The 25,312-nt window shown below is 69.0% G+C and carries 23 protein-coding genes and 2 pseudogenes; 15 read left to right on the forward strand and 10 right to left on the reverse strand.

What is annotated here, in order from left to right:
- Positions 1-43 precede the first annotated feature (43 nt).
- Positions 44-1,189, forward strand: a complete 1,146-nt coding sequence (gene hppD, locus OG609_RS25595) for a 4-hydroxyphenylpyruvate dioxygenase (RefSeq protein WP_327274965.1) — start codon at positions 44-46, stop codon at positions 1,187-1,189.
- A 381-nt stretch (positions 1,190-1,570) separates the two neighbouring features.
- On the opposite strand, the pseudogene OG609_RS25600 reads toward hppD, so the two are convergent.
- A pseudogene (locus tag OG609_RS25600) lies at positions 1,571-1,846 on the reverse strand (DUF397 domain-containing protein); the annotation flags it as partial.
- 74 nt (positions 1,847-1,920) lie between these two features.
- Here OG609_RS25600 and OG609_RS25605 point away from each other — a divergent pair.
- Positions 1,921-2,643 (forward strand): hypothetical protein, encoded by a 723-nt coding sequence (locus tag OG609_RS25605; RefSeq protein WP_327274966.1) that lies wholly within the window; start codon positions 1,921-1,923, stop codon positions 2,641-2,643.
- A 534-nt stretch (positions 2,644-3,177) separates the two neighbouring features.
- Here OG609_RS25605 and OG609_RS25610 read toward each other — a convergent pair.
- Both OG609_RS25610 and OG609_RS25615 read right to left on the reverse strand, forming a co-directional pair.
- On the reverse strand, positions 3,178-4,731 hold the full coding sequence (locus tag OG609_RS25610; RefSeq protein ID WP_327274967.1) for a tetratricopeptide repeat protein: 1,554 nt from the start codon (positions 4,729-4,731) through the stop codon (positions 3,178-3,180).
- A 117-nt stretch (positions 4,732-4,848) separates the two neighbouring features.
- A pseudogene (locus OG609_RS25615) lies at positions 4,849-5,196 on the reverse strand (helix-turn-helix domain-containing protein); the annotation flags it as partial.
- Positions 5,197-5,342: 146 nt separating this feature from the next.
- On the opposite strand from OG609_RS25615, the gene OG609_RS25620 reads away from it, so the two are divergent.
- A complete protein-coding gene (locus OG609_RS25620) occupies positions 5,343-6,710 on the forward strand; it encodes an FAD-binding oxidoreductase (RefSeq protein ID WP_327274968.1) in 1,368 nt (455 codons plus the stop codon).
- Positions 6,711-6,733: 23 nt separating this feature from the next.
- Here OG609_RS25620 and OG609_RS25625 read toward each other — a convergent pair whose 3' ends face one another.
- A complete protein-coding gene (locus OG609_RS25625) occupies positions 6,734-7,210 on the reverse strand; it encodes an SsgA family sporulation/cell division regulator (RefSeq protein ID WP_327274969.1) in 477 nt (158 codons plus the stop codon).
- Between the two features lie 212 nt (positions 7,211-7,422).
- On the opposite strand from OG609_RS25625, the gene OG609_RS25630 reads away from it, so the two are divergent.
- The gene (locus tag OG609_RS25630; protein WP_327274970.1) at positions 7,423-9,051 is read left to right on the forward strand and encodes an RDD family protein; all 1,629 of its coding nucleotides are present in this window, start codon (positions 7,423-7,425) and stop codon (positions 9,049-9,051) included.
- Positions 9,052-9,185: 134 nt separating this feature from the next.
- A complete protein-coding gene (locus tag OG609_RS25635; RefSeq protein WP_327274971.1) occupies positions 9,186-9,881 on the forward strand; it encodes an RDD family protein in 696 nt (231 codons plus the stop codon).
- Positions 9,882-9,980: 99 nt separating this feature from the next.
- Here OG609_RS25635 and OG609_RS25640 read toward each other — a convergent pair whose 3' ends face one another.
- Positions 9,981-10,346 (reverse strand): hypothetical protein, encoded by a 366-nt coding sequence (locus OG609_RS25640; RefSeq protein WP_327274972.1) that lies wholly within the window; start codon positions 10,344-10,346, stop codon positions 9,981-9,983.
- Between the two features lie 371 nt (positions 10,347-10,717).
- On the opposite strand from OG609_RS25640, the gene OG609_RS25645 reads away from it, so the two are divergent.
- Positions 10,718-13,117: an immune inhibitor A domain-containing protein gene (locus OG609_RS25645; RefSeq protein ID WP_327274973.1), complete on the forward strand. Its 2,400-nt coding sequence runs from the start codon at positions 10,718-10,720 to the stop codon at positions 13,115-13,117.
- A gap of 124 nt (positions 13,118-13,241) precedes the next feature.
- Entirely contained in the window at positions 13,242-13,586 is a 345-nt protein-coding gene (locus tag OG609_RS25650; RefSeq protein ID WP_327274974.1) for a hypothetical protein, read from the forward strand.
- 78 nt (positions 13,587-13,664) lie between these two features.
- On the opposite strand, the gene OG609_RS25655 is transcribed toward OG609_RS25650, so the two are convergent.
- Both OG609_RS25655 and OG609_RS25660 read right to left on the reverse strand, forming a co-directional pair.
- Entirely contained in the window at positions 13,665-14,252 is a 588-nt protein-coding gene (locus OG609_RS25655; RefSeq protein ID WP_327274975.1) for an isochorismatase family protein, read from the reverse strand.
- 191 nt (positions 14,253-14,443) lie between these two features.
- Positions 14,444-15,772, reverse strand: a complete 1,329-nt coding sequence (locus OG609_RS25660; RefSeq protein WP_327274976.1) for a nicotinate phosphoribosyltransferase — start codon at positions 15,770-15,772, stop codon at positions 14,444-14,446.
- 78 nt (positions 15,773-15,850) lie between these two features.
- Between OG609_RS25660 and clpS the strand changes: the two genes are divergently transcribed.
- The 7 genes from clpS to OG609_RS25695 all read left to right on the forward strand — a co-directional run bounded on the left by clpS (position 15,851) and on the right by OG609_RS25695 (position 20,782).
- Positions 15,851-16,165, forward strand: a complete 315-nt coding sequence (gene clpS / locus OG609_RS25665; RefSeq protein WP_327274977.1) for an ATP-dependent Clp protease adapter ClpS — start codon at positions 15,851-15,853, stop codon at positions 16,163-16,165.
- A gap of 45 nt (positions 16,166-16,210) precedes the next feature.
- Positions 16,211-16,789, forward strand: coding sequence for a DUF2017 domain-containing protein (locus tag OG609_RS25670; RefSeq protein WP_327274978.1), 579 nt, complete (start codon positions 16,211-16,213; stop codon positions 16,787-16,789).
- A 395-nt stretch (positions 16,790-17,184) separates the two neighbouring features.
- Complete coding sequence (locus tag OG609_RS25675; RefSeq protein ID WP_327274979.1) at positions 17,185-18,624, forward strand: amino acid permease; 1,440 nt, start codon at positions 17,185-17,187, stop codon at positions 18,622-18,624.
- 123 nt (positions 18,625-18,747) lie between these two features.
- Positions 18,748-19,179 carry a Mov34/MPN/PAD-1 family protein gene (locus OG609_RS25680; RefSeq protein ID WP_114249045.1) on the forward strand — a complete coding sequence of 144 codons (432 nt, stop codon included), beginning with the start codon at positions 18,748-18,750 and terminating at the stop codon, positions 19,177-19,179.
- A 143-nt stretch (positions 19,180-19,322) separates the two neighbouring features.
- Positions 19,323-19,448 (forward strand): putative leader peptide, encoded by a 126-nt coding sequence (locus OG609_RS25685; protein ID WP_256103089.1) that lies wholly within the window; start codon positions 19,323-19,325, stop codon positions 19,446-19,448.
- Between the two features lie 105 nt (positions 19,449-19,553).
- Positions 19,554-19,832, forward strand: coding sequence for a MoaD/ThiS family protein (locus OG609_RS25690; protein ID WP_037692508.1), 279 nt, complete (start codon positions 19,554-19,556; stop codon positions 19,830-19,832).
- Positions 19,832-20,782, forward strand: a complete 951-nt coding sequence (locus tag OG609_RS25695; protein WP_114244744.1) for a PLP-dependent cysteine synthase family protein — start codon at positions 19,832-19,834, stop codon at positions 20,780-20,782. The genes OG609_RS25690 and OG609_RS25695 overlap by 1 nt, the downstream gene beginning before the upstream one ends.
- Before the next feature lie 145 nt (positions 20,783-20,927).
- On the opposite strand, the gene OG609_RS25700 is transcribed toward OG609_RS25695, so the two are convergent.
- A complete protein-coding gene (locus tag OG609_RS25700; RefSeq protein WP_327274980.1) occupies positions 20,928-21,434 on the reverse strand; it encodes a type II toxin-antitoxin system PemK/MazF family toxin in 507 nt (168 codons plus the stop codon).
- 177 nt (positions 21,435-21,611) lie between these two features.
- On the opposite strand from OG609_RS25700, the gene OG609_RS25705 reads away from it, so the two are divergent.
- Entirely contained in the window at positions 21,612-22,364 is a 753-nt protein-coding gene (locus tag OG609_RS25705; RefSeq protein WP_327274981.1) for an MBL fold metallo-hydrolase, read from the forward strand.
- A 93-nt stretch (positions 22,365-22,457) separates the two neighbouring features.
- On the opposite strand, the gene OG609_RS25710 is transcribed toward OG609_RS25705, so the two are convergent.
- Both OG609_RS25710 and OG609_RS25715 read right to left on the reverse strand, forming a co-directional pair.
- On the reverse strand, positions 22,458-23,723 hold the full coding sequence (locus OG609_RS25710; protein WP_327274982.1) for a PTS transporter subunit EIIC: 1,266 nt from the start codon (positions 23,721-23,723) through the stop codon (positions 22,458-22,460).
- 259 nt (positions 23,724-23,982) lie between these two features.
- Entirely contained in the window at positions 23,983-25,293 is a 1,311-nt protein-coding gene (locus OG609_RS25715; RefSeq protein WP_327274983.1) for a PTS transporter subunit EIIC, read from the reverse strand.
- Positions 25,294-25,312 lie beyond the last annotated feature (19 nt).

The following is a 25,312-nucleotide window of genomic DNA, read 5'->3' on the forward strand; positions in this document are numbered from 1 at the left end:
GCGAACTGTTGCGCACCTTGCGAAGCGGCGAGAGCCTTCGAGCATGACTGAGACTCTGCACACCACCCCCGACACAGCCCGGCAGGCCGACCCCTTCCCGGTCAAGGGAATGGACGCGGTCGTCTTCGCCGTCGGCAATGCCAAGCAGGCCGCTCACTACTACTCGACGGCCTTCGGCATGAAGCTGGTCGCCTACTCCGGACCGGAGAACGGCAGCCGCGAGACGGCGAGTTACGTCCTGACCAATGGCTCCGCCCGTTTCGTCTTCACTTCCGTCATCAAGGCGTCCACCGACCACGGCCGCTTCCTCGCCGACCATGTTGCCGAGCACGGCGACGGCGTCGTCGACCTGGCCATCGAGGTCCCGGACGCCCGCGCGGCCTATGCGTACGCGGTCGAGCACGGCGCCCTCGGCCTCGCCGAGCCGCACGAGGTCAAGGATGAGCACGGCACGGTCGTGCTGGCCGCCATCGCCACGTACGGCAAGACCCGCCACACCCTCGTCGAGCGCACCGGCTACGACGGCCCGTACCTGCCCGGCTACGTCGCCGCGGCCCCCGTCGTCGAGCCGCCGGCCAAGCGGACGTTCCAGGCCATCGACCACTGCGTCGGCAATGTGGAACTCGGCCGGATGAACGAGTGGGTCGGCTTCTACAACAAGGTCATGGGCTTCACCAACATGAAGGAGTTCGTGGGCGACGACATCGCCACCGAGTACTCCGCCCTCATGTCGAAGGTCGTCGCCGACGGCACCCTGAAGGTGAAGTTCCCGATCAACGAACCGGCGATCGCGAAGAAGAAGTCCCAGATCGACGAGTACCTGGAGTTCTACGGCGGCGCGGGCGTCCAGCACATCGCGCTCGCCACGAACGACATCGTCGCCTCGGTGCGCGCGATGCGGGCGGCCGGCGTCCAGTTCCTGGACACCCCCGACTCGTACTACGACACCCTCGGCGAGTGGGCGGGCGAGACCCGCGTCCCCGTGGAGACCCTGCGCGAGCTGAAGATCCTCGTCGACCGCGACGAGGACGGCTACCTGCTGCAGATCTTCACCAAGCCGGTCCAGGACCGCCCGACCGTCTTCTTCGAGATGATCGAGCGCCATGGCTCGATGGGCTTCGGCAAGGGCAACTTCAAGGCCCTGTTCGAGGCGATCGAGCGCGAGCAGGAGAAGCGCGGCAACCTGTAGGACGCCTCCGGCCCGCCTCCGGCCCGCCTCCGGCCCGCCTCCGGCCCGCCTCCGGCCCGCCTCCGGCCCGCCTCCGGCCCGCCTCCGGCCCGCCTCCGGCCCGCCTCCGGCCCGCCTCCGGCCCGCCTCCGGCCCGCCTCCGGCCCGCCTCCGGCCCGCCTCCGGCCCGCCTCCGGCCCGCCTCCGGCCCGCCTCCGGCCCGCCTCCGGCCCGCCTCCGGCCCGCCTCCGGCCCGCCTCCGGCCGGACAGCGGAACGGGCTCCCTCCAAAGAGCCCGTTTCCGCTGTCCGGGAGGTCTCCGGGCACGCCCGAGAACCCCGGCCCTGTACGCCGACCGGAGCGACGCACTACCGCGCCCGCTCGGCCTCCGCGAGGAAAAGCGTCCCAGGTCCCGTCACCGAAGCGGAGGGCGGGGCCTGAGGGGTTCTTGCTGTCGCGGACGGCAGCGCCGGCGGGGAGGGTGGCCACCTCCACGCAGTCGCCACCGGACGAACCCCCGCCGCTGTAGCTACTGGTACGCCAGGCACCATGGGTCTCGCAGCGTCCCGGCGACTCGCGGGGTCCCGGACATGCCCCTTGAGCTGGGTTTGGTGCAATCCAACGCCGTTTCTCGGCACCGAAGTTGCTGAGACAGAACCCGGACATGCACAGGATCATTTCAGGATCGACTCGGCCCTAGTGTCATCGGTGTCAGCAGGAAACACCGCAACCGACAGCCGCTGGAGATCACGATGCGTTCGCGTCTCGCCACCCGTTCCGCCCGTCTCGTCCTGGCCGCCGCGGCCGTGACGGCCCTCGCCGCCACCACCACCGCCTGCGACCCCGGCGACGTCGCGGACGCCGGCAGCTCCACGGCCCCCTCCGCCGTCGCCTCCGCCGGCAGCGGCGGGAGCGACAGCTCCTCCAGCGACAGCCCCTCCACCAGCGGCTCCAGCACCGGCTCCAACACTGGCGGCTCCTCCACCGGCGGCTCCTCCACCGGCGGCTCCAGCTCCAGCGGCTCCACCGGCAAGGCCGACTCCGGCGACGGCAGGAAGGGCGGCTACGGGCAGTCCTGCGGCACCAACGACCTGGACTTCACGGTCACCTCGGAGTCCCAGGCCGGCGGCTACTACCTCGTCACCGCCAAGGCCAAGTCCGGCATCACCTGCTACCTGGAGACCAACACCCCCAGCGTGTCCTTCGGCTCCGGCGCCGACGGCGTCGCCTCACCTGTCGGACAGGGTGGCGAAGACCCCATCAAGCTCACCGGCTCCGCCGTCGCATACACCGGTATCAGCCCCAAGACCACCAACAGCAATGCCGGCAAGGAGTTCGAGAACGTCATCATCGCCACCACCGACGACGATCCCAACCCCGCCGAACTCAAGCTCCCCGACCCCGCCAACGTCGACAAGCCCATCGTCACCAACTGGGCCACCAACCGCGCCGAGGCCGTCCCCGTCATCGTCTGACACCTCCACGCCGGGCGACCGCCCCACTCCACTCCACGCTCGTCCCGGACCCCGACGTGTCGTCCCGGCAGTGGTCCCGGACTGCTGTGGAGGCTCTGGACGTCGGCGCGACCCCCGACTCCGCGCGGCCATCGTCGACCGCCTGACCTTCAACGGCACCGTCTTCGAAACCGGCACCGACTCCTTCCGCCTTGCCGGCACCCGAGCACGAGCAGAAGAACCCGCCAAGGTCGGCTGACCTCAGCAGGTCCCGCATCCAGGGCCGCCACCCAGCGGGCGGCGGGCCCGGACGGGACACCGAGGCGGACCGGGATGAGACCGCTCATCACCGGTCGAGGCCGCCGCTTTGTTCTTGCAGCTGCACGCACCCAGCCCCGCTCTTTCTCCCACCCCCCATGTGCCGGTCGGTCTCAAGTGCCGGCGGGGAAGACTGCGGTATTGGTCCATAACAATTGCGGTTGCGCCGAGGTCATGGAAGTCGCCGGAGGGCCGGCGCGTCGCGGGCCGTCCGGCGACTGAACCCGTCGCCCGCCGTCAGCGGCGCCCCGGCGCCGGTGAAGCGGGCTGCGGCTTCGCGGGCGCCAGGCCTTGCGGGCCGCCCGCCGGAGGGCCGCCCAGGGCATCCAGGGCCTTCTGGGCCGCCGGGCCTTCCAGCGGCGAGAAATGCGGGTTGATGAGCAGGGCCTCCGCCAGATTGCGGCGCGCCGGACCGTAGTCCTTCAACGCCTGCTGGATCGCGCCCAGGTGGGACACGTACGCGGCGTTCCGCCCATCCGTGTCGACCGCCCGCGTCGCGTACTGCAGCGCGGAGGACGAGTCGCCGGAGCGGTGCAGCGCCCAGCCCAGCGCGTCCGCCACCGCCGCGCTGCGGTGCGACCGGTCCCACTCCGCCTTCAGCAGCTTCACCGCCGCGGCCGGGTCCCCGTGATCGATCTCGAAACGGCCGCGCAGAGTTGCGTTGTCCACGCCCTCGCCGTCGTCACGCGCGAGAGCCTCGCCGAGCTGTGCGTACTGGCTCCGGGCATCTTCGTCCCGGCCCAGCGACTCGTACAACTCGCCCAGCGCCAGCATGTATTCGGGCCGGGGGAGGTTGGCCAGCGCCGCCTTGTAGTCGCGCTCGGCCTCGTCCGTACGGCCGAGCGCCACCAGCGCCCTGGCCCGGCCCGCGAGCGACGGATGGGCACGGTCGGTCCGCAGCGCCGCGCTGTACTGCGCCACCGCCTTGTCGGGCTCGCCCCGCTCCCAGGCCAGTTCGCCCAGCAGATGCAGACATTCCGCCTTCTGCGCCGGTGTGGTGGCCCGGTCCGCCGCGGCCTGCGCGTCGGCCTGCGCGACCTCGCGCCGGCCGAGGTCCCGGTACTTCTGCGCCGTCCGGATGAGAGCCGGGGCGCCGGAGTGCAGCGCCGTGAACTTCTCCACCGCCGTGTTCGCGGACTTGTAGTCACCGAGGCCGTTGTACGCGTCGATCAGGGCCGGATACACGTTCCACTGCTTCGGCTGCCGTGCCCGTACCGTCTCGCCCCACTTCTTCGCCGTGACGAAGTCGTGCCGGGCATTGGCGAGCGTCGCGAGCCCCACCCAGGCCGCCGTGTTCCCGTTCTCACCCGGCTGGATGTCCAGCGAACGCTTCAGCGCCTGTTCGGCACGGACGTAGTACGCCGCGTCCGCGGAACGCTGCCCCCACTCCACATAGGCCGTACCGAGCAACGCCCACGACGGCGCGTCGGACGGATGCGCGCCCACCCACTGCTGCCGGTCCCCGATCAGCGCCGTCAGATCGGAGAGGGAGGCGGGGGAGCCCATGTCCCTGGCCTTCAGGGCTCGCGAAACCGGACCGGGGGCGGGCGGCGGCGCGGACTTCTTCTCGTCGTCCGGCACGGCCACCACCGCACCCGTCACGAGTACCGCAACCGCCACCGCACCCATGGCCGCCCGGCGAAGCGTCGTACGCAGCGAGAGGGGCGGCAGTTCGGCCGGGGACGGATCCGGGGACGCCGGGACCGGCGGTGCGGGACCGGTTCCGGGAGGTTCGAGGGGAGGCTCGGTCGAATGGGGGGACTCCGGAGGCTGCTGCGGCATGACATCCATGCCGATCACTCTGCGTCAGTACGAAGAGCACACCGCGTCTTGCGAAGGCTGCGGCAGACGGGTTCACACCAATGGGCCCCCGGGTGCCACGCTTGGATCTTGACTTCCTCCCCCTCGTGAACGAGGGGAACTCCTACGGCTCGCGCCGTGGGGGTTTCTGCTTCGTCGCCGACCGCCCGCCCGGAGAACTCCGTTGAGGTGCCGCAGCGTCTGCTGGAGCGGCACCGACGAGACCTGGTTGAGGAACGCCAGCTCCTCGGTCTTCTTCCACGCCGTCAGCATCGCCGACGTTGCGTTGTAGTTGACCCGCTCCTGCCGCACCCATGCCTCCGTGCGGGCGGCGAGCGCCAGGTTGTAGACCTTCCGCACGCAACCGAACGTGCGCGACAGCTCGGCTGCCTGCGCATCAGTCGGATGGAAGCGGTACTTGAACGCCCGCTTCACACGGCTCGTGGTCACGCTCACAAACTAGTGGTACTGCGAGTTAAGGTCGGGCCTGCGGGTCACAGCACGGCCTTTCGCCCTGGGGGCGAAACTCCGCTCCTTGCCCTGCTCCGCAGGAGTCCGTTTCCTCTCCGCCCTGAAGGGCGGAGTATCCACGGAGGAATCCGATGAATGGTCTTCTCGAACAACTGCGTGCGGGTCTGCCCGCCGAGGCCCTGATCACCGATCCGGACGTCATCGCCTCCTACGCCCACGACATGGCGAGCTTCTGCGATGCGGGAACGCCGGCCGTCGTCGTGCTCCCGCGCACGGTCGAGCAGGTCCAGCACGTCATGCGCACCGCCACAGCCCTGCGCGTCCCGGTCGTCCCGCAGGGAGCCCGTACCGGTCTGTCGGGCGCGGCCAACGCCTCCGACGACTGCATCGTGCTGTCCCTGGTGAAGATGGACCGGATCCTGGAGATCAGCCCCGTCGACCGGATCGCCGTCGTCGAACCGGGCGTCATCAACGCGGTGCTGTCCCGGGCGGTCAACGAGCACGGTCTCTACTACCCGCCGGACCCCTCCAGCTGGGAGACGTGCACCATCGGCGGCAACATCGGCACCGCGTCCGGCGGTCTGTGCTGCGTGAAGTACGGGGTCACCGCCGAATACGTACTCGGCCTGGAGGTCGTCCTCGCCGACGGGCGGCTGCTCACCACCGGCCGCCGTACCGCGAAGGGCGTCGCCGGATACGACCTCACCCGGCTCTTCGTCGGCTCGGAGGGCAGCCTCGGCATCGTCGTCAAGGCCGTGCTCGCGCTGAAGCCCCGGCCGCCGCAGCAATTGGTCCTGGCCGCCGAGTTCCCGAGCGCGGCGACCGCCTGCGAGGCGATCTGCCGGATCATGGAGCGCGGTCACACCCCGTCACTCCTCGAACTGATGGACCGTACAACAGTCCATGCCGTCAACAGGATGGCCAACATGGGCCTCCCCGACACCACCGAGGCGCTCCTGCTCGCCGCCTTCGACACCCCGGACCCGTCGGCCGACCTGGCCGCCGTCGCCGAGCTGTGCACCGCGGCGGGCGCCACCGAGGTGGTCCCCGCGGAGGACGCCGCCGAGTCCGAAATGCTGCTCCAGGCCCGGCGGATGTCGCTCACCGCACTGGAGACGGTCAAGTCGGCCACGATGATCGACGACGTCTGCGTACCGCGCTCGAAGCTCGGCGCGATGCTCGAAGGCACTGCCGCCGTCGCCGAGAAGTACGACCTGACCATCGGCGTCTGCGCGCACGCGGGCGACGGCAACACCCACCCCGTCGTCTGCTTCGACCACACCGACGCCGACGAGTCCCGGCGGGCCCGGGAATCCTTCGACGAGATCATGGCGCTCGGCCTGGAACTCGGCGGCACGATCACCGGTGAACACGGCGTCGGTGTCCTGAAGAAGGAATGGCTCGCGCGCGAGCTCGGCGAGGTGAGCGTCGAACTGCACCGGGGCATCAAGCAGGCGTTCGACCCGCTCGGGCTGCTCAATCCGGGCAAGGTGTTCTGACGGCCGGCCAGGACCGCGCCCGCTCACGCGTCGCCGTCCTGCCACTCGTCCGATGCCCACGGGTCGCTCAGCCACAGATCGTCGGCCGGCAGCGGCGCGAGCAGCTCGGCGAGACCCTCGTCGATGCCGAGCCGCTCGGTCTCCGTACCCGGCGGAACCAGCCGCAGAGTCCGCTCCACCCAGGTGGCCACCACGGCGGACGGCACCTCCAGAAGGGCGTCGCCGTCGGGCGAAGTGAGGGCCACGAAGATGACGTTGCGCCGGTCGGCCTTGGTAGGCCAGATCCGCACGTCCCCCTGGCCGCACGGCCGGAACACGCCCTCGACCAGCAGATCGCGGGCGAACGTCCAGTGGACGGGGAAGTCGGAGCCGATGTGAAAGGCGACGTGTACGGCGTACGGGTCCTCCGTGCGGTACGTCAGCCGGGCAGGGACGGGGATGCTGCGCTCGGGCGACAGAACCAGCTTGAGCTCCAGCTCGCGCTCCACGACGGTGTGCATGAGTGCGTCCTTTCGGTACCTGTGGGCCGGTCCCGCGACCGGTCCGCACAGGGAGAGAGCGCCCTCCCCTCCAGCTATTACGCGACTTCCGGAAAAAATTTCTGCGTGACCGGAAAGTGGCCCAAACCCCTGGACTGGCCCAGGGGTGCGCGGTCGTCTGATAGATGTGGACCCGTTGTATTGAGGCCTCGAAGAGATACGGGACCACGGTGATGAGCGCCCCAACCCCGGCACCCGGTGACGAAAGCCCCCGCGAGGGGTATTACCCCGACCCGTCCATTCCCGGATATGTCCGGTACTGGAACGGTGCTTCGTGGGTGCCCGGCACGAGCCGGCCCGCCCCTCAGCAGGGCGAGCCGATGCCCGCAACGTCGTCCGGAGCGGCGGCCGAACCGCAGCCGCCGCAGCCGTCGGCCCCGGCGCCCGCGCCGGTGGACGAGACCGGTCCGGTCTTCCTCGACGAGGAGCCGTACGCGGACAACCGCCCCGAACCGGCCACCGCCTGGCAGGCCGACGCCTCCCGGCAGACCGGCTTCGGCGGCGAACGCGACCGGCGGGTCTCCTGGGGCGGCGCCGGGCAGCCGGGCGGGCAGGGCGAGCAGAGCCGGCCGTCGTCGGGGCCGGAGCCCGGGGCGGGGTTCGGCTCGGGACCGGAGTCCGGCCGGGATCCGCGTACGTCAGCGGACCGGGCCCCGGCGGTCCGGGAGCCCATCGACCGAGCTCCGGCGGTCCGGGAGCCCATCGACCGAGCTCCGGCGGTCCGGGAGCCCATCGACCGGGCCCCCGCGGTTCGGGAGCCCGTCGACCGTGCTCCCGCAGACCCGCGCCGGCCGGCCTCCCCGGATCCGACGGGCGGTGCGCTGCCGGGCATGCGCGACGGCAGGAGCCAGGCCCCCGAGAACACGGTCGCGATCCGCGCCGTGGGCCGGGGCGGCCGCCCGCCTGCTCCCCGGGCGACGGGACAGGAGCTTGCGGACGGGACGATGGCGATCCGCGCGATCGCCCCCGGGCCCGGCGCGCAGCCCCCCGCGCAGGCCCCGGTGCAGGCCCCTGCCCCGGCTCAGAACCAGGCCCCCGCCCCGGCACAGACCCCCGCCCCGGCCCCCGCCGATCTCAACAGTCCTCTCACTCCGGGCCCCGGTGGCGGTGCCGCTTCCTGGGCGCAGCAGGTCCACCAACTTGCCCAGCCCGACCAGGCGGCCCGCCCGCAACCCCAGCAACACCAACCCCACCTCCCGCTCCAGGGGCAGCAGCCTCACCCGCAGCTCGGTGCGCACGGTGGACAGCCGGACCAGCCCGTCGTGCCCTGGAAGCCCCCGGTCAACGACCCCTTCCAGCAGCTCGCGCAGGCCCAGGCATCGGCCAGGCCCGCCGGGCTCGGCAGGAGGTTCGCCGCCCGGCTCGTCGATACGGTGGTGCTGGCGGCGCTCGTCGGCGCGATCGGCTACCCGCTCGTCGCGCGGGCGATGGACCACATCGACGAGAAGATCAGCGCGGCGAAGCTGTCCGGTGAGACGGTCACCGTCTGGCTGGTGGACTCCACCACGGCCGCTCTGTTCGGTGGGGTGCTCGGCGCGTTCCTCGTGCTCGGCGTCCTGCTGGAGGCGCTGCCGACCGCCAAGTGGGGCCGTACGCTCGGCAAGAAGCTCTGCGGACTCGAAGTGCGGGACATCGAGTCCCACGAGGCCCCTCCCTTCGGCGCCGCGCTGCGCCGCTGGCTGGTCTACGGCGTGCTGGGCGTCCTGGTGGTCGGAGTGGTCAATGTGCTCTGGTGTCTGTTCGACCGGCCGTGGCGCCAGTGCTGGCACGACAAGGTGGCGCACACCTTCGTGGCGGGCTGATTCCGCGCGAGGGTCCGCGGAGCCCACTCCTCCGGCTGACGGCTCATCGGGGGAGTGGCCTTCGGGGGATGTGCCGTTCCCCCGAACGCACCTGAGCCGTTGCGGGCACCCGTGGGCCGGGGTGCACTGCCCCCATGAGCAACGATCAGCCGACGTCCGGTCAGCCGCCCGAGGACGACCCGTTCCTCAAGAAATCGCAGGAACCGCAGGAACCGCAGAGGCCGCAGGAGCCGCAGGGGCCGTCGTCGGGTTCGCCCTACGACAGCGCTCCTCCGCCGCCTCCTCCTCCGTACGAATCCGGTCCCTACGGCGGCGGTGGCCCGTACGGGGGCGTGGATCCGCTGGCCGGTATGCCGCCGCTCGGCGAGCCCGGCAAGCGGATTCTGGCTCGGCTGATCGACTTCCTGATCATCTCGATCCCGCTGTATCTGATCTCGTTGCCGTGGGGCGGCGCGGTCGAGATGAAGGGCAACAACAGCAGCAACAGCAACGTCGGCGATGTCTTCAGCCAGACGTACAGCGGGCACCAGCTGCTCTGGTCGCTGATCGGTCTGGTGATCTACGTCGGGTACGACACGTACTTCACACACAAGGACGGCCGGACCATCGGCAAGCGGCTGTTGAAGCTACGGGTCGCGATGCTCAACGACGGCCGGGTGCCGGACACCGGTGCGTCGTTCCTGCGGGCCGTGGTGCTGTGGCTGCCGGCGCTGCTGTGCTGCCCGTGCCTGTGGTGGCTGATCAACATCGTGCTCATGTTCACGGACAAGCCGTACCGGCAGGGCCTCCACGACAAGGCGGCGAAGACGGTGGTCGTCCAGACCAACTAGGGGGTACCGGACGCTCCCTGGGCCCTTCCTGCGTCATACGGCCTCGGTCTCGGTACAGGATCGGTTTTCGATCCTGTACCGAGACCGAGGCCGTATGCGTCAGCGCCGCAGGGAATGCTCGCCCAGCAGCTCTTCCACACGCGCCGTGGCGCGCTGCTCGGCCGTGCGGGCCGCCGGGATCGAGGCCTGGACTCCGTCGCGGGCGAGGCCTTCGGCCTCGACGGCGGCGGAGACCGCATCCTGGTTCGTACGAACTGCGGCCCCGGCCTTCGCCGACTTCGCTGTTTTCGCCCGGGACGGGTTGGGTACGGTCACGGCCACCAGCAGGCCGAGCGCAAGCGCCGCGGTCCCGATGACGGCGATGCCGAGGCCCGAACCCGTACGGGAGAGCAGCAGCATGGCGAGGGTCGAGAAGACGACGGTGACCGAACCGTAGGAAAGCTGTGCGGCAGTGATACGCGGCATGTCGGTATCCGTCCTCGGGGCATCGGATGGGCAGTCTCTCAACACGGTCGCACTGTCGAGCGACTCTACGACGGTGGATGCCCGTGAGGAACCGGTAGTAAGCGTCACCTAACCCGCGGTACCGGTGCACGGGGGGCGCACGGAGTCATTCCGTTCCCCAACCGCGGGCCCTGACGCGCTGGTTGCTTGTGTGGTGAACGTCCGGATAACGGAAATGTGCTCCTGCATAGTGCACTTGGCCTGTTCAAGTCAAGGTCTGTCTTTTCTCGCGTAACTCCGGTCGAATGTCGTCACTTGTGACGCGTATCCGCGCGCGGCCCTTCCACACCACCCCAGGCCGCAGCCGCGAACGCCGGGGAGGACTGCATCAAGTGACCACTCATAGACGGGCGCTTCGCGCCGCAGCGGTTGTCGTGGCCATGGCCGCCACTGCCGCTACGGCGTCGGCTTTCGCCACTGCCCAGGCGGATGAACACACATCGGGGGCGAAGGCGCCGGTAGCCGACCGCCGCGACCCGGGGTCGGCCAAGGGCGACGCGCACAACCTGCAGGGCCCCTTCAGTAAGCAGCAGGACGCCCAGCGTCAGGCCGCCCTGGAGCAGGTCATGGCGGGCGACAAGAAGGTGACGGCGCGGGGCGGCTCCAAGGTCGTCAAGCTCGACGACAAGAAGTACGTCGAGCTCGGCCGCGAGAAGACCGACAAGATCTTCACGGTCCTGGTGGAGTTCGGCGACAAGGTCGACAACACGACCATGTTCGACCCGGACGGCGACGGCCCGAAGCCGGCCGTCCCGAAGTACGGCGGCACGCCCGGCCCGGCGCACAACAAGATAGCCAAGCCGGACCCCAAGAAGGACAACAGCACCGCCTGGCAGGCCGACTACAACCAGGCGCACTTCCAGGACCTCTACTTCGGTACGGGTGCCGGCAAGAACTCGCTGAAGACGTACTACGAGAAGACGTCCTCCGGGCGCTACTCGGTCGACGGCGAGGTCTCCGACTGGGTCAAGGTGCCGTACAACGAGGCCCGTTACGGGTCCAACTACTGCGGCTCGACCAACTGTGCCAACGCCTGGGACATGGTCAGGGACGGCGTGAACGCCTGGGCCGCCGACCAGAAGGCCAAGGGTCGTACCCCCGAGCAGATCAAGACGGACCTCGCGCAGTACGACCAGTGGGACCGTTACGACTACGACAACGACGGCAACTTCAACGAGCCCGACGGCTACATCGACCACTTCCAGATCGTCCACGCCGGTGAGGACGAGTCCGCGGGCGGCGGCGTCGAGGGCAAGAACGCCATCTGGGCGCACCGCTGGTACGCGTACGGCACCAACGCCGGTGCGACCGGCCCGGCCGACAACAAGGCCGGCGGCACCGAGATCGGTGACACCGGCATCTGGGTCGGCGACTACACCGCGCAGCCCGAGAACGGCGGCCTGGGCGTCTTCGCCCACGAGTACGGCCACGACCTCGGTCTGCCGGACCTCTACGACACCACCAACACCGCTGAGAACTCGGTCGGTTTCTGGTCCCTGATGTCGGCCGGTTCCTGGCTCGGCACCGGCAAGAACCAGATCGGTGACCTGCCCGGCGACATGACCGCCTGGGACAAGCTCCAGCTGGGCTGGCTGAACTACGCCGAGGCCAAGGCCGCGACGAACTCCACCCACAAGCTGGGCGTGTCCGAGTACAACACCAAGGACAAGCAGGCGCTCGTCGTCTCGCTGCCCGACAAGCCCGTCACCACCGCTGTCACGAAGCCCGCCGAGGGCTCCAAGCAGTGGTGGAGCGACATGGGTGACAACCTCAACAACACCTTGTCCCGTTCGGTCGACCTGACCGGCAAGTCCAAGGCGTCCCTCGACCTTTCGGGCTGGTGGGACATCGAGAAGGACTACGACTACCTCTACACCGAGGTGTCCGAGAACGGCGGCACCAGCTGGACCGCGATCGACGGCACCGCCGACGGCAAGGCGATCCCGCGCGACGCCAGTGACAAGCCGGCCCTGACCGACGTCTCCGGCAAGTACCAGAAGCTCTCGTACCCGCTGGACGCCTACGCGGGCAAGAAGATCGACATCCGCTTCCGTTACGCCACCGACGGCGGCGCGGGCGGCGTCGGCTTCGCGGCCGACACCATCTCGGTCAACGCCGACGGTGCCGCGCTGTTCACGGACAACGCCGAGGGCGACGACAACGGCTGGACAGCCAAGGGCTTCTCCCGCGTCGGCGAGTCGTTCACCAAGGACTACCCGCAGTTCTACATCGCGGAGAACCGCCAGTACGTCAGCTACGACCAGACCCTCAAGGTCGGCCCGTACAACTTCGGCTTCTCCAAGACCCGTCCGGACTGGGTCGAGCACTACCCGTACCAGAACGGTCTGCTCATCTGGCTCTGGGACCTCTCCCAGAAGGACAACAACGTCTCGACCCACCCGGGCAAGGGCCTGATCCTGCCGATCGACGCGCACGCCAAGCCGCTGAAGTGGGCGGACGGCACGGTCATCCGCAACAAGATCCAGCCCTTCGACGCGCCCTTCAGCCGGCATGCGACCGACGGCTTCACGCTGCACAACGCCGACGTGGCGGTGAAGATCAAGCCGCAGCTCGGCATCCCGGTCTTCGACGACCACAAGGGAACCTACTGGTACAGCGAGAACAAGACCGGAAGTGTTCAGGTCGCTGACACGAACACCCGGATCACGATCGTCAGCGAGCCGCGCGACGGCTCGACGATGATCGTGAAGGTCGGGTCCTCGCACAAGTAATCCCGCATCACCACAGGTCAGAGCTTGATCGGCCGTCGCCCTCTAGCGGGCGGCGGCCGATCGTGTTTAGGTGCGTCTTGTTCAGATCCTTATTGACATGACGTCTCACGGGGGAGCGCGGAGCATGGCAGGCGGAGGGTTCAGCAAGTTGCCGAACGGCAGTGTGGTGGTGGCGATCACCCTGACCGGTCCCGCGGACGGAACGGGTCCGGGCACCCCGGTCCGGGTCCTGGTGCACGCCGCCAACCGGGCCCGCGCGCTGACCCGGCTGCGCAATCTGGGCCTGCGCGCCGTCTACCTCCGCGGCAACGCCGAGCCGCCCACCCCGGACGAGATCACCGCCGTGCTGCACCACCCGGACGGGCTGCTCTGGCGAGCGAGACCGGAGCAGGCCCAGGAACTCTGGCACCCGATCCGAGCGCTGCTCCGCCCGGCCGTGCCGGTCGTACCGGACCGTCGCCCGGCCTGAGGCGTGGGGTCGGCACCGGTATCAGTGACGGGCGTGAGCGGGTGAGAGCGGCGAGGAGCCGTGGCGGCTCTCGCCCGACTACGCCACGACGGGCTTGCCGGAAAGCTTCACGCCGGCCCGGCGGAGCTCTTCCAGCGCCCGCTCCGTGGTCTCCTCGGCGACCCCCGCGGTCAGATCGAGCAGCACATGCGTCGTGAGGCCTGCCCGGACCGCATCCAGCGCCGTCGCCCGCACGCAGTGGTCGGTCGCGATGCCGACCACGTCGACCTCGGTGACCCCGCGGTCCCGCAGCCAGTCGGCCAGCCCCACACCGTTCTCGTCGAGGCCCTCGAAGCCGCTGTACGCCGCGGCATAGGCACCCTTGTCGAACACCGCGTCGATCGCCCCCGAGGCGACCGCAGGGGCGAAATTGGGGTGGAAGCCCACCCCCTCCGTGCCGGCGACGCAGTGCGCCGGCCAGGTGTGCTCGTAGTCCGGCTGCGCGGAGAAGTGGTTGCCCGGGTCGACATGGTGGTCACGGGTGGCCACCACATGGCGGTACCCGGGCTGGGCCTCGCCGATCAGGTCGGTGATGGCGGCGGCGACATCGGAGCCCCCCGCCACGGCGAGGCTGCCGCCCTCGCAGAAGTCGTTCTGAACGTCCACGACGATCAAGGCGCGGTGCATGGCGGGTGTCCTTCGGTGGGGGACGGTCGGCGGTCATGGGGGGCGTATTCGAGCCTAGAGACTCCGGAGCGGCTTAGGGAGGGGGCGTCATTAAGCCCGCCGAGGGGGCCCCTCCCGCGCGCTTCAGGCCATGGGGGAGATCGAGGGCAAAGCGGTATCCGGGCGCCCCGGTCGCCGCCCCGCCGCCCCCGTCATATGTACTCCGTGGGAATCACCGGCTCCCCGCGGGACAACTGCATCGCCGACATCGGCAGCCCCGACCGCGCCGCCATGTGCCGCTCGCGCGCCGCGTCCAACGGCTCCCGGGCGATCACCTCACCACCCCTGACCAGCTCGGCCAGCAGCTGCCGGTCGGCCAGCTCGGCCGGTACGGGACCGGTGCCGATCACCTCGGCCTCGGCCACCCCGTTCTCGTCCAGTCGGCGTGCGGCCCACTTGCGACCGCCCACGGACGTCTTCGCGCCGAGCGACTTCTTGGCGACCGGACGCAGCGGCTCCGCGGGGTCGGCGGACACGGCGCGGGCGACCAGCTTGTAGACCATCGAGCAGGTGGGCTGCCCGCTGCCGGTCACCAGCTGCGTGCCCACCCCGTAGGCGTCGACCGGCGCCGCGGCCAGCGACGCGATCGCGTACTCGTCCAGATCCGACGTCACCACGATCTTCGTCCCGGTGGCGCCCAGCTCGTCCAGCTGCTGCCGCACCCGGTGCGCGACCAGCAGCAGGTCCCCGGAGTCGATCCGTACCGCACCCAGCTCGGTACCTGCGACCTCGACCGCCGTACGGACCGCCTCGGCGACGTCGTACGTGTCGACCAGCAGTGTCGTGCCCCGGCCCAGCGAGTCGACCTGGGCCCGGAACGCGTCGCGCTCGGTGTCGTGCAGCAGGATGAAGGCGTGGGCGCTCGTCCCGACGGTCGGGATGTTGTAGCGGAAGCCCGCGGCCAGGTCGGACGTGGTGTCGAAGCCGCCGATGTACGCGGCACGCGCCGACGCCACCGCCGACAGTTCATGGGTGCGTCGTGCACCCATCTCGATCAGCCCCCGCCCGCCCGCCGCGGCGGACATCCGCGACGCCGCCGCGGCGATCGCCGAGTCGTGGTTGAGGATCGACAGGATCACCGTTTCCAGCAGCACGCACTCGGCGAAGGAGCCCTCGACCCGCAGGATCGGCGAGCCGGGGAAGTACACCTCGCCCTCGGGGTAGCCCCAGATGTCACCGCTGAAGCGGTAGTCGGCCAGCCAGGCGAGGGTGGGCCCGTCGACGACGTTCTGTTCGCGCAGGAAGGTGAGCATCTCGTCGTCGAAGTGGAAGTTCTCCACCGCGTCCAGCACCCGTCCGATGCCCGCGACGACGCCGTAGCGCCGTCCCTCCGGCAGGCGGCGGGTGAACGCCTCGAAGACCGAGCGCCGGTCGGCCGTGCCGGCCTTCAAGGCGGCCTGCACCATCGTGAGCTCGTACTGGTCGGTGAAGAGCGCGGTCGACGGCACACCGACCCGTCGCCCAAGGTCCACAGAGTTCATGTTCCGGATGCTACCCCTATGTCGTCAGAGTGACGAGATCTCGGGTCGTTTGTGCGATGACCCCTCCCGGGTGGCAGCATGGGGTGGGTGAGCGTCGCCCCCACTGAGATCGAGCGTCCCGAATCGGCCGAGGAGAGTCATGTCGTCCCCGAGCCCGACGTCCCCTGGGTGACGCTGGTCCACAACGACCCGGTCAACCTCATGAGCTATGTGACCTATGTCTTCCAGGCCTACTTCGGCTACTCCAAGGACAAGGCCCACAAGCTGATGCTGGACGTCCACCACAAGGGCCGCGCCGTCGTCTCCAGCGGCAGCCGCGAGGAGATGGAACGCGACGTCCAGGCCATGCACGGCTACGGGCTGTGGGCCACCCTCACGCAGGACCGCAACTAGACCGATCCTCCTCTGCCCCGCCCGACCCACCATCGGAGAAAACCCATGGCCGGCCACTTCGAGGCCACCCCCGGCGGCGGCGCGGCCGTCGCGCTCGACGAGGTGGAGATCGCGATCCTGCGCTCCCTCGCCGTCCAGCTGCTGGAACTGATCGGCCCCGGCGACGAACCCGCCGAGGGTGAGGACCCGCTCGCCGCCCTCTTCGCCGAGGGGCCCAGCGAACCGCCCACCGACCCCGCCCTGGCCCGCCTCTTCCCCGAGGCGTACGGCGACGAGGACACCGAGGTGCGCGCCGCGTCCGCCGAATTCCGCCGCTTCACCGAGAACGATCTGCGCACCCGCAAGCGCGACGACGCCCTCACAGTCGTACGCACCCTGGATGCCCTCTCCCTCACCGAGGACGGCGACGCGGTACTGGAGCTCACCGGCGACGAATGCCGCAACTGGCTCGGCGCGCTCAATGACCTCCGGCTGACCATCGGCACCCGCCTCGAGGTCTCCGACGACGACGAGGCCGGCTCGCTCTACCGGCTCCCCGACAGCGACCCGCGCAAGCCGATGGTCATGGCCTATCTCTGGCTCGGCGCGCTCCAGGAAACCCTCGTGGAAACCCTGATGCCGTAGTTCCTGTATGCGGAGCCGATCACTCGCGTGCGGAGTTCCCGATCACTTGCTCGCGGACTTGGACCGACCACTCGTTTACGGACTTCCCGGCCACTCTCGCATCGCGTTCGCTCAACGGACGCTCAAATTCGAATAACGATCCCGTCACCTGAACGGTCTCTTTTGCGGCGACTGGGAACCCTTGTCCGCTTTTTCCTGTGGTGTGCCCCACATAATGTCCGATGATCCGCCCATGTGTCCGTGGTAAATCTTCACGACCACTCGGGGACGCCACCCATGTTCCCGAGGGCGCTACAGGCCGGCGACCGCCGGCGGCACTCCATCCATATCCGGGGGGATCAGGACCTGATCCGCAGCCTCAACGGCGCGGATCGGCGTGGAGAAAGGCGCAGCACATGACATCGGCGCAGGTCGACAAGGGACAAGACGGCCGCAAGGCCGCAGCGGTCGCGGATGCCGGCGCGGCGGGCGAGGGGTACCAGCGAGCCCTCGGCGCCCGTCAGATCCAGATGATCGCCATCGGCGGGGCCATCGGCACCGGCCTCTTCCTCGGCGCCGGAAAGGCGATCGCCAAGGCCGGGCCCAGCCTCATCCTGGCCTATGCCATCGCGGGCCTGGTGATCTTCTTCATCATGCGGGCCCTGGGCGAACTCCTCATGTACCGGCCGGTCTCGGGCTCCTTCTCCGAGTACGCCCGCGAATTCATCGGCCCCTTCGCAGGATTCGTCACCGGCTGGACCTACTGGCTGTTCTGGGTCGTCACCGGAATCACCGAAGTCACTGCGGCCGCCCAGTACATGACCTTCTGGTTCGATATTCCTCAATGGGTTTCGGCGCTGATCTTCACGATCATCCTGTACGGCGTGAACCTGATCTCCGTAAAGCTCTTCGGGGAACTCGAATTCTGGTTCTCGATGGTCAAGGTGACCGCCATCGTCGGCATGATCCTCATCTGCGCCGGAATTCTCACCCTCGGCTTCTCCGACGCCGGGGACACCGCGTCCGTCACCCACCTCTGGGCCGACGGCGGCTTCTTCCCGCACGGCATCAAGGGCACCTTGCTGACCCTGCAGATCGTGATGTTCGCCTTCCTCGCCGTGGAACTCGTCGGCGTCACCGCGGGCGAGTCCAAGGACCCGAAGACCGTCCTGCCCAAGGCCATCAACACCGTGCCGTGGCGCATCGCCGTCTTCTACGTCGGCGCCCTCATCATGATCCTTTCCGTGGTCCCGTGGACCGAGTTCCAGCCCGGCATCTCGCCGTTCGTCGCCGCCTTCCAGAAGATGGGCCTCGGCATCGGCGCCGGCATCGTCAACTTCGTCGTGCTGACCGCGGCCCTCTCCTCCTGCAACTCCGGCATGTACTCCACCGGCCGCATGCTCCGCGACCTCGCCCTCAACGGCCAGGGTCCGAAGTTCTTCACCAGGCTGACGAAGAGCGGCACCCCGCTCATCGGCACCACCTTCTCCGCCGCCCTGATGCTCGTCGGCGTCTGGATCAACTACCAGTGGCCCGGCGACGCCTTCACCTACGTCGTCTCCTTCGCCACCATCTCCGGCATGTGGGCCTGGATCATGATCCTCATCTGCCAGATCCGCTACCGCGGCCTCGCGGACCGCGGCGTGCTCCCGCAGTCGACGTTCCGGGCCCCCGGCGCCCCGTTCACCAGCGTCTTCGCGCTGGCCTTCATCGCCATGGTCATCGTGATGATGGGCATCGACAAGGACGCCAGGATCTCGCTGTACTGCGCCCCGCTCTGGGCGGCCATCCTCGGCGTCTCATACCTGGTGCTCAAGGCCCGTAACCCCGAGAACAAGGCCTTCGCGAAGAGCTGAGGCCACTCCGTACGAACCCCGAACCATCCCCGGGCGACCACCGCCCCAACGGTCGCGTCCACCATGCGGGCCCCCACGTACCACCCCTCGGTACGTCGGGGCCCGCATGCCTATCCTGGCGCCATGCTGACCATCACCCAGGCGCTCTACGACCAGATCGTCGCGCACTCCCGCGCCGACCACCCCGACGAGGCGTGCGGCGTGGTCGCGGGGCCGGCCGGAACCGGCCGCGCCGAACGGTTCATCCCCATGCTCAACGCCGCCCGCTCGCCCACCTTCTACGAGTTCGACTCGGGCGACCTCCTCAAGCTCTACCGGGAGATGGACGACCGCGACGAGGAGCCGGTGATCATTTACCACTCCCACACCGCGACCGAGGCCTACCCGTCCCGCACCGACGTCACGTACGCCAACGAACCCGGCGCCCACTACGTGCTCGTCTCCACCGCGGACACCGACGACGCGGGCCCCTTCCAGTTCCGCTCCTACCGGATCGTGGACGGCGAGATCACCGAGGAGGACGTCGAGGTCGTCGAGGCGTACGAAGCCGCCTGACCTCCTCGCACCGCCCGACCCCGGCACTCCACCGGCCGGACGGGACCGGGCCCACCACGGTCCCGTCCACCTGTCGAACACCGAACATCCATCAGGTGAGATCACATTCCGGATCACGGACCGGGAATCGATACGATGACCGCATGGTTCCCCATGACGTGAGCGACAAGACGCCGGGCATGCTGCTCGTTGCGCGGCTGCACGTCGACCTGTGCAGGCTCTCCAGCGCGATCTGTACGAGCCGCCTGCCCGCCGGCCGCGAGGCCTGAGCCGGGTTCGCGGCCCGAGCACCCATTCGTCACGCACCAACCCCTGCGCGGGGGCAGAGCCGCGCGCCCCACGCCACCTCTCCGCTTTCGACAGGAGCCCACGCCATGGCCATCGAGGTCCGCATCCCGACCATCCTCCGCACCTACACCGACGGCGCCAAGGCAGTCGAGGGCAACGGGGAGACCCTCGCCGACCTCTTCACGGACCTGGACAGCCGCCACAACGGCATCCGTGAGCGCATCGTCGACGGTGACCAGCTCCGTCGCTTCGTGAACGTCTACCTCAACGACGAGGACGTCCGCTTCCTCGACGGCATCTCCACCAAGCTCAGCGACGGTGACAGCGTCACCATCCTCCCGGCCGTCGCCGGCGGCATGAACTGATGCGGTACGACAGCCCGCTCGCCGCAGTGGGCAACACCCCGCTCGTCCGCCTGCCGCGGCTGTCACCGTCGGACGACGTCCGCATCTGGGCCAAGCTGGAGGACCGCAACCCCACCGGCTCGATCAAGGACCGCCCCGCGCTCCACATGGTCGAACAGGCCGAGAAGGACGGCCGGCTGACCCCCGGCTGCACCATCCTGGAACCCACCAGCGGCAACACCGGCATCTCGCTCGCCATGGCGGCCAAGCTCAAGGGCTACCGCATCGTGTGCGTCATGCCGGAGAACACCTCCCAGGAACGGCGCGACCTGCTCGCCATGTGGGGTGCCGAGATCATCTCCTCCCCGGCGGCGGGCGGCTCCAACACGGCCGTACGCGTCGCCAAGGAGCTGGCAGCCGAGCACCCCGACTGGGTCATGCTCTACCAGTACGGCAACCCGGACAACGCGGGCGCCCACTACGCCACCACCGGCCCGGAGATCCTCACCGACCTCCCGTCCATCACCCACTTCGTGGCGGGCCTCGGCACCACCGGCACGCTCATGGGCGTCGGCCGCTACCTGCGCGAGCACAAGCCCGACATCAAGATCGTCGCCGCCGAGCCGCGCTACGACGACCTGGTCTACGGGCTCCGCAACCTCGACGAGGGCTTCGTCCCCGAGCTCTACGACGCCTCCGTCCTCACCACCCGCTTCTCCGTCGGCTCCGCGGACGCCGTCACCCGCACCCGCGAACTCCTCCAGCAGGAGGGCATCTTCGCGGGCGTCTCCACCGGCGCCGCACTTCACGCCGCGATCGGAGTGGGAAACAAGGCCGTCAAGGCGGGGGAGCCGGCCGACATCGTCTTCGTCGTCGCGGACGGCGGCTGGAAGTACCTGTCGACGGGCGTCTACACGGCCCCGACAACCGAAGCAGCCATCGAAACGCTGCACGGCCAGCTCTGGGCATAGCTCGTCCTGAATCGCCGGACGAGCTGAACATCCAGCCCGTCCGGCGATCGAGGAGCGGAGCCCCGGTTGCCGGAACGGGCGGGCAGGGGACAGGCCCGCCGCAGGCGCCCCGAGGCCACGCGCACCCGCAGCGATGCCCCCGACCTCACCCAAGCCCCCGCACCCGCTCCCACACATCCGGATCCACCACCCCCGCCCGCCGCCGGAACCCCCGCACGGCAACCTCCCGCAACTCATCCGTCTCCAGGAAACTCTCCCGCCCCCGCGCATCCCCCACCGTCCCCGCGGGCAGCGCGATCACTCCGGGCCGTTCCTCGTGATACTTGCTGGTGATCTTCGCGACGAGCGCCGAGTCACCCCGTACCGACAGCACCAGGCAGGGCCGGTCCTTCGCCCCGGGCCCGTCCTCGTACGGCACCTCGGCCCACCAGATCTCACCCGGCCGCGGCCTGCGCTCCGGCTCCGGCCCACGCCCCGGCCCCGCCGGCGGACGCGTCCGCCCGCCCGGACGCGCACCGAAGCGCGTACCCGCTGACCTGCCGGAGCGGCCCCGCGACCGTTGCCCGCCCCGTGCCCGCCCATCGGCGACCGCCACCACGAGCGCGAGCAGGACGACAACGGCAATCGCAATCCACCACCAGGACATGTCCATGCCCCGACCGTACCGGCGTCCCCGCCTCTTCCATCGAACCGGTGACAGAGCAGGTGAGTTCCCCCACAACGGACGGCCGTGAAGGAGCGACCGGCTGTTTCGCGCCTTACGCTCGACAAACCGCTCAACAGACCGCACGAACCCTCCCCGTTCCCACGTCTCGGAGGTTCACGCTCCATGAAGCTCACCGTCGTCGGCTGCTCCGGCTCGTTCCCGTCCCCGGGATCAGCATGTTCGAGCTACCTCGTAGAGGCCGACGGCTTCAGGCTGCTCCTCGACATGGGCAACGGCGCCCTCGGCGAGCTGCAGCGCTATGTCGGTCTCTACGACCTCGACGCCATCTTCCTCAGTCACCTCCATGCCGATCACTGCATCGACATGTGCGCGTACTTCGTCGTCCGCTACTACCGGCACGACGGCGGCCGTCCCGCCCCGATCCCGGTCTACGGTCCCGACGGCACCGAGCAGCGGCTGACCACCGCCCACGCCGACACCCCGTCCGAGCGGGCGATGAGCGAGGTCTTCGACTTCCACACGCTGAAGCCGGGCTCGTTCGAGATCGGCCCCTTCTCGGTCCGTACGGAGAAGGTCTGCCACCCCGTCGACTCCTACGCCATCCGGATCGAGCACGGCGGCCGCTCGCTCACGTACTCCGGCGACACGGGTGCCTGCGAGGCTCTGGACGAACTCGCCGAGGGCGCCGACCTGTTCCTCTGCGAAGCATCGTTCGTCCATGGCAAGGAGGACATCCCGGACCTCCACCTCAATGGCCGCGAGGCCGGCGACATCGCCGCCCGCGCCGGGGTGGGACGGCTCGTCCTCACCCACATCCCGCCGTGGACCGACGCCGACCGCAACCAGGCCGATGCCCGCCTGCTCTACGGCGGGCCGGTGGAGGTGGCGGCACCGGGCGCGGTCTACGAGATCTAGTCGTCCCGCACATCCGGTGCACGACGAAGCCCTCACCTCCCGCGGGGAAGGTGAGGGCTTTTTCGTGCGCCGGGGTGAGGCCCGCGGTGAGGCCTACTTCGCCTCGGCCTTGAGGAGCTCGGCAAGCTCCTCGTCGGACTCGCGGCCCGGAGTCGGCAGGTTGAACTTGGTGATCGCGAACCGGAAGACCACGTAGTAGACCACCGCGAAGCAGAGACCGACCAGGACCAGCAGCCATGGCTTGCTCGCGATGCCGAGGTTCAGGAAGAAGTCGACCGCACCTGCGGAGAAGCCGAAGCCGTCCTTCATGCCGAGGCCCCAGGTAAGGGCCATCGAGACACCGGTCAGCACCGCGTGGATCGCGTACAGCGCCGGTGCGATGAACATGAAGGTGAACTCGATCGGCTCGGTCACGCCGGTCACGAAGGCGGTGAGCGCGAGGGAGAACATCATGCCGCCGACGACCTTGCGGCGCTCCGGACGGGCACAGTGGACGATCGCGAGGCAGGCCGCCGGGAGAGCGAACATCATGATCGGGAAGAAGCCGGTCATGAACTGTCCGGCCGTCGGGTCACCGGCCAGGAAGCGGTTGATGTCGCCGCTCTTGCCGTGGTAGTCACCGGCCTGGAACCACGGGAACGAGTTCAGCAGGTGGTGCATGCCGACCGGGATCAGCGCACGGTTGGCCACACCGAAGATGCCCGCTCCGACCGCGCCGGAACCGACCAGCCACTCACCGAAGTTGTGCAGCACGGTGCCGAGTACCGGCCAGATGTAACCGAAGACGATGCCGATGAGCAGACCCGCGAAGGCGGAGAGGATCGGAACGAGGCGGCGGCCGCCGAAGAAGCCCGCCCAGGCCGGCAGCTTCGTCCGGTAGAACTTCTGGTAGAGCAGCGCGACGACGATGCCCATCACCACACCGCCGAGGACCCCCGCGTCCACGGGGGCGTCCGTCATGACTATCTTGCCGTCGACCACCGTCGCGATCTTCGGAAGATTGCTGTCCGTGAAGGTGGCGAGCACCTTCTGGAAGACGAGGTAGCCGGTGACGGCTGCGAGGGCGGTCGATCCGTCCGACTTCTTGGCGAAGCCGATCGCGATACCGACGGCGAACAGCAGCGCCAAGTTGGCGAAGATCGCGTTGCCACCCGCGTCCATGAAGCTCGCGATCTTGGTGACGAAGTCCGGGAACGACTTTCTGCCGAGCATGTCGTCGTGACCGAGCCGGACCAGCAGCGCGGCCGCGGGCAGCACCGCGACCGGCAGCATGAGGCTGCGGCCGATGCGCTGCATGACCGCCATCACGCCGGCGCCCTTCTTCTTGGTGACCGCGGGTGCGGTGTCTGCCGTGGACATCAACTTCCTCCATTGGACAAGGCGCCGCCCAGGTCATTGACGGGGGGAGGCGGCGACTCGAGAAACGCGGCAGAACGCACGCGGTCTGGACCACTCAGTGGTGTAGACCAGTTGTAGCACGGTGTGGGTTGTATAAGGAACCTGCAATTTCCGACTACTTCGCATGAGCTATCACCCACGCTCGGTCACATGGCGAAGGCCCCCGGACCACAAGGGTCCAAGGGCCTGCTCCGACCGAGCCGAAAGCCCGCCCGAAGTGCTACTTCGTGAGGTTCCTCTCGATCTCCTCCTCCAGCTCGTCGGGCTCCCGGCCCGGAGTCTGGAGGTTGAACCTGGTGATCGCGAACCGGAAGATCACGTAGTACACGGCGGCGAAGGCCAGACCGAGCGGAATGATCAGCCACGGTTTGGTCGCCAGGTGCCAGTTGATGACGTAGTCGATCAGCCCGGCGGAGAAACTGAAGCCGTCCTTGACTCCGAGCGCCCATGTCACGGCCATCGAGACACCCGTGAGCACCGCGTGGATCGCGTACAGCAGCGGTGCCACGAAGAGGAACGAGTACTCGATCGGTTCGGTGATTCCCGTCACGAATGACGTCAGGCCGACCGAGAGCATCATGCCGCCGACCGCCTTCCGGCGATTCGGCTTGGCGCAGTGGTAGATCGCCAGCGCCGCCGCAGGGAGGGCGAACATCATGATCGGGAAGAAGCCCGAGGTGAACTGACCGGCCGTCGGGTCGCCCTGCAGGAACCGGTTGATGTCACCGTGCACGACCGTCCCGTCCGGCTTGGTGAAGTCGCCGAACTGGAACCAGACGAAAGTGTTCAGGAACTGGTGGAGGCCGATGACCAGCAGGGCCCGGTTGGCGATGCCGAAGATTCCGGAGCCCGCCCAGTCCAGGTCCACCAGCCACTTGGAGAAGCTGGTCAGGCCGTCACCGATCGGCTGCCAGAGCCATGCGCACAACGCCGCGACGAGAAGGCCGACGAACGCCATGATGATCGGGACGAGCCGGCGGCCGTTGAAGAATCCCAGCCAGTCCACCAGCTTGACCCGGTGGTACCGCTGCCAGAACCAGGCGGACAGCAGACCCATCACGATGCCGCCGAACACCCCGGGGTTCTGGTACTCCGCGGCCGTGACCTTGGCATTGCCGGTGACGCAGGTGCCGAACCAGGTGCCGCCCGAAGTGAACGTGGAACCGGGCGCGCAGTCCACCGGGAAGGCGTGCAGCACCGCGTAATAAACGAGGAAGCCGGTCACCGCGGCGAGCGCGGTCGAACCGTCCGACTTCTTCGCCATACCGATGGCGACACCGACGCAGAACAGCAGCGGAAGGCCGAGCCCCGAGTCGAGCAGCGCGCCGCCCGCGGCCGCGAACACCTTGGCGACATTGCCCCAACGCAGGCCCTTGTCGCCGAATACGTCCGGCTGACCCAGCCGGTTGAGAATGCCTGCCGCCGGCAGGACGGCGATCGGGAGCTGGAGGCTGCGGCCCATCTTCTGGAGACCCTGGAAGAGGCCGTTCCACCACGTCTTCTGGGGAACTGCGGCGCTGCTCGAGCTCATCGGCATCCTCCCGGAACAA

Source organism: Streptomyces sp. NBC_01224, assembly GCF_036002945.1.
Classification (GTDB): domain Bacteria; phylum Actinomycetota; class Actinomycetes; order Streptomycetales; family Streptomycetaceae; genus Streptomyces.

Excerpts from the sequence above, each read along its gene's own strand:
- hppD (WP_327274965.1), top strand. The coding sequence starts at position 44 with ATGACTGAGACTCTGCACACCACCCCCGACACAGCCCGGCAGGCCGAC.
- OG609_RS25605 (WP_327274966.1), top strand. The coding sequence starts at position 1,921 with ATGCGTTCGCGTCTCGCCACCCGTTCCGCCCGTCTCGTCCTGGCCGCC.
- OG609_RS25610 (WP_327274967.1), bottom strand. The coding sequence starts at position 4,731 with ATGGATGTCATGCCGCAGCAGCCTCCGGAGTCCCCCCATTCGACCGAG.
- OG609_RS25620 (WP_327274968.1), top strand. The coding sequence starts at position 5,343 with ATGAATGGTCTTCTCGAACAACTGCGTGCGGGTCTGCCCGCCGAGGCC.
- OG609_RS25625 (WP_327274969.1), bottom strand. The coding sequence starts at position 7,210 with ATGCACACCGTCGTGGAGCGCGAGCTGGAGCTCAAGCTGGTTCTGTCG.
- OG609_RS25630 (WP_327274970.1), top strand. The coding sequence starts at position 7,423 with ATGAGCGCCCCAACCCCGGCACCCGGTGACGAAAGCCCCCGCGAGGGG.
- OG609_RS25635 (WP_327274971.1), top strand. The coding sequence starts at position 9,186 with ATGAGCAACGATCAGCCGACGTCCGGTCAGCCGCCCGAGGACGACCCG.
- OG609_RS25640 (WP_327274972.1), bottom strand. The coding sequence starts at position 10,346 with ATGCCGCGTATCACTGCCGCACAGCTTTCCTACGGTTCGGTCACCGTC.
- OG609_RS25650 (WP_327274974.1), top strand. The coding sequence starts at position 13,242 with ATGGCAGGCGGAGGGTTCAGCAAGTTGCCGAACGGCAGTGTGGTGGTG.
- OG609_RS25655 (WP_327274975.1), bottom strand. The coding sequence starts at position 14,252 with ATGCACCGCGCCTTGATCGTCGTGGACGTTCAGAACGACTTCTGCGAG.
- OG609_RS25660 (WP_327274976.1), bottom strand. The coding sequence starts at position 15,772 with ATGAACTCTGTGGACCTTGGGCGACGGGTCGGTGTGCCGTCGACCGCG.
- clpS (WP_327274977.1), top strand. The coding sequence starts at position 15,851 with ATGGGGTGGGTGAGCGTCGCCCCCACTGAGATCGAGCGTCCCGAATCG.
- OG609_RS25670 (WP_327274978.1), top strand. The coding sequence starts at position 16,211 with ATGGCCGGCCACTTCGAGGCCACCCCCGGCGGCGGCGCGGCCGTCGCG.
- OG609_RS25675 (WP_327274979.1), top strand. The coding sequence starts at position 17,185 with ATGACATCGGCGCAGGTCGACAAGGGACAAGACGGCCGCAAGGCCGCA.
- OG609_RS25680 (WP_114249045.1), top strand. The coding sequence starts at position 18,748 with ATGCTGACCATCACCCAGGCGCTCTACGACCAGATCGTCGCGCACTCC.
- OG609_RS25685 (WP_256103089.1), top strand. The coding sequence starts at position 19,323 with ATGGTTCCCCATGACGTGAGCGACAAGACGCCGGGCATGCTGCTCGTT.
- OG609_RS25690 (WP_037692508.1), top strand. The coding sequence starts at position 19,554 with ATGGCCATCGAGGTCCGCATCCCGACCATCCTCCGCACCTACACCGAC.
- OG609_RS25695 (WP_114244744.1), top strand. The coding sequence starts at position 19,832 with ATGCGGTACGACAGCCCGCTCGCCGCAGTGGGCAACACCCCGCTCGTC.
- OG609_RS25700 (WP_327274980.1), bottom strand. The coding sequence starts at position 21,434 with ATGGACATGTCCTGGTGGTGGATTGCGATTGCCGTTGTCGTCCTGCTC.
- OG609_RS25705 (WP_327274981.1), top strand. The coding sequence starts at position 21,612 with ATGAAGCTCACCGTCGTCGGCTGCTCCGGCTCGTTCCCGTCCCCGGGA.
- OG609_RS25710 (WP_327274982.1), bottom strand. The coding sequence starts at position 23,723 with ATGTCCACGGCAGACACCGCACCCGCGGTCACCAAGAAGAAGGGCGCC.
- OG609_RS25715 (WP_327274983.1), bottom strand. The coding sequence starts at position 25,293 with ATGAGCTCGAGCAGCGCCGCAGTTCCCCAGAAGACGTGGTGGAACGGC.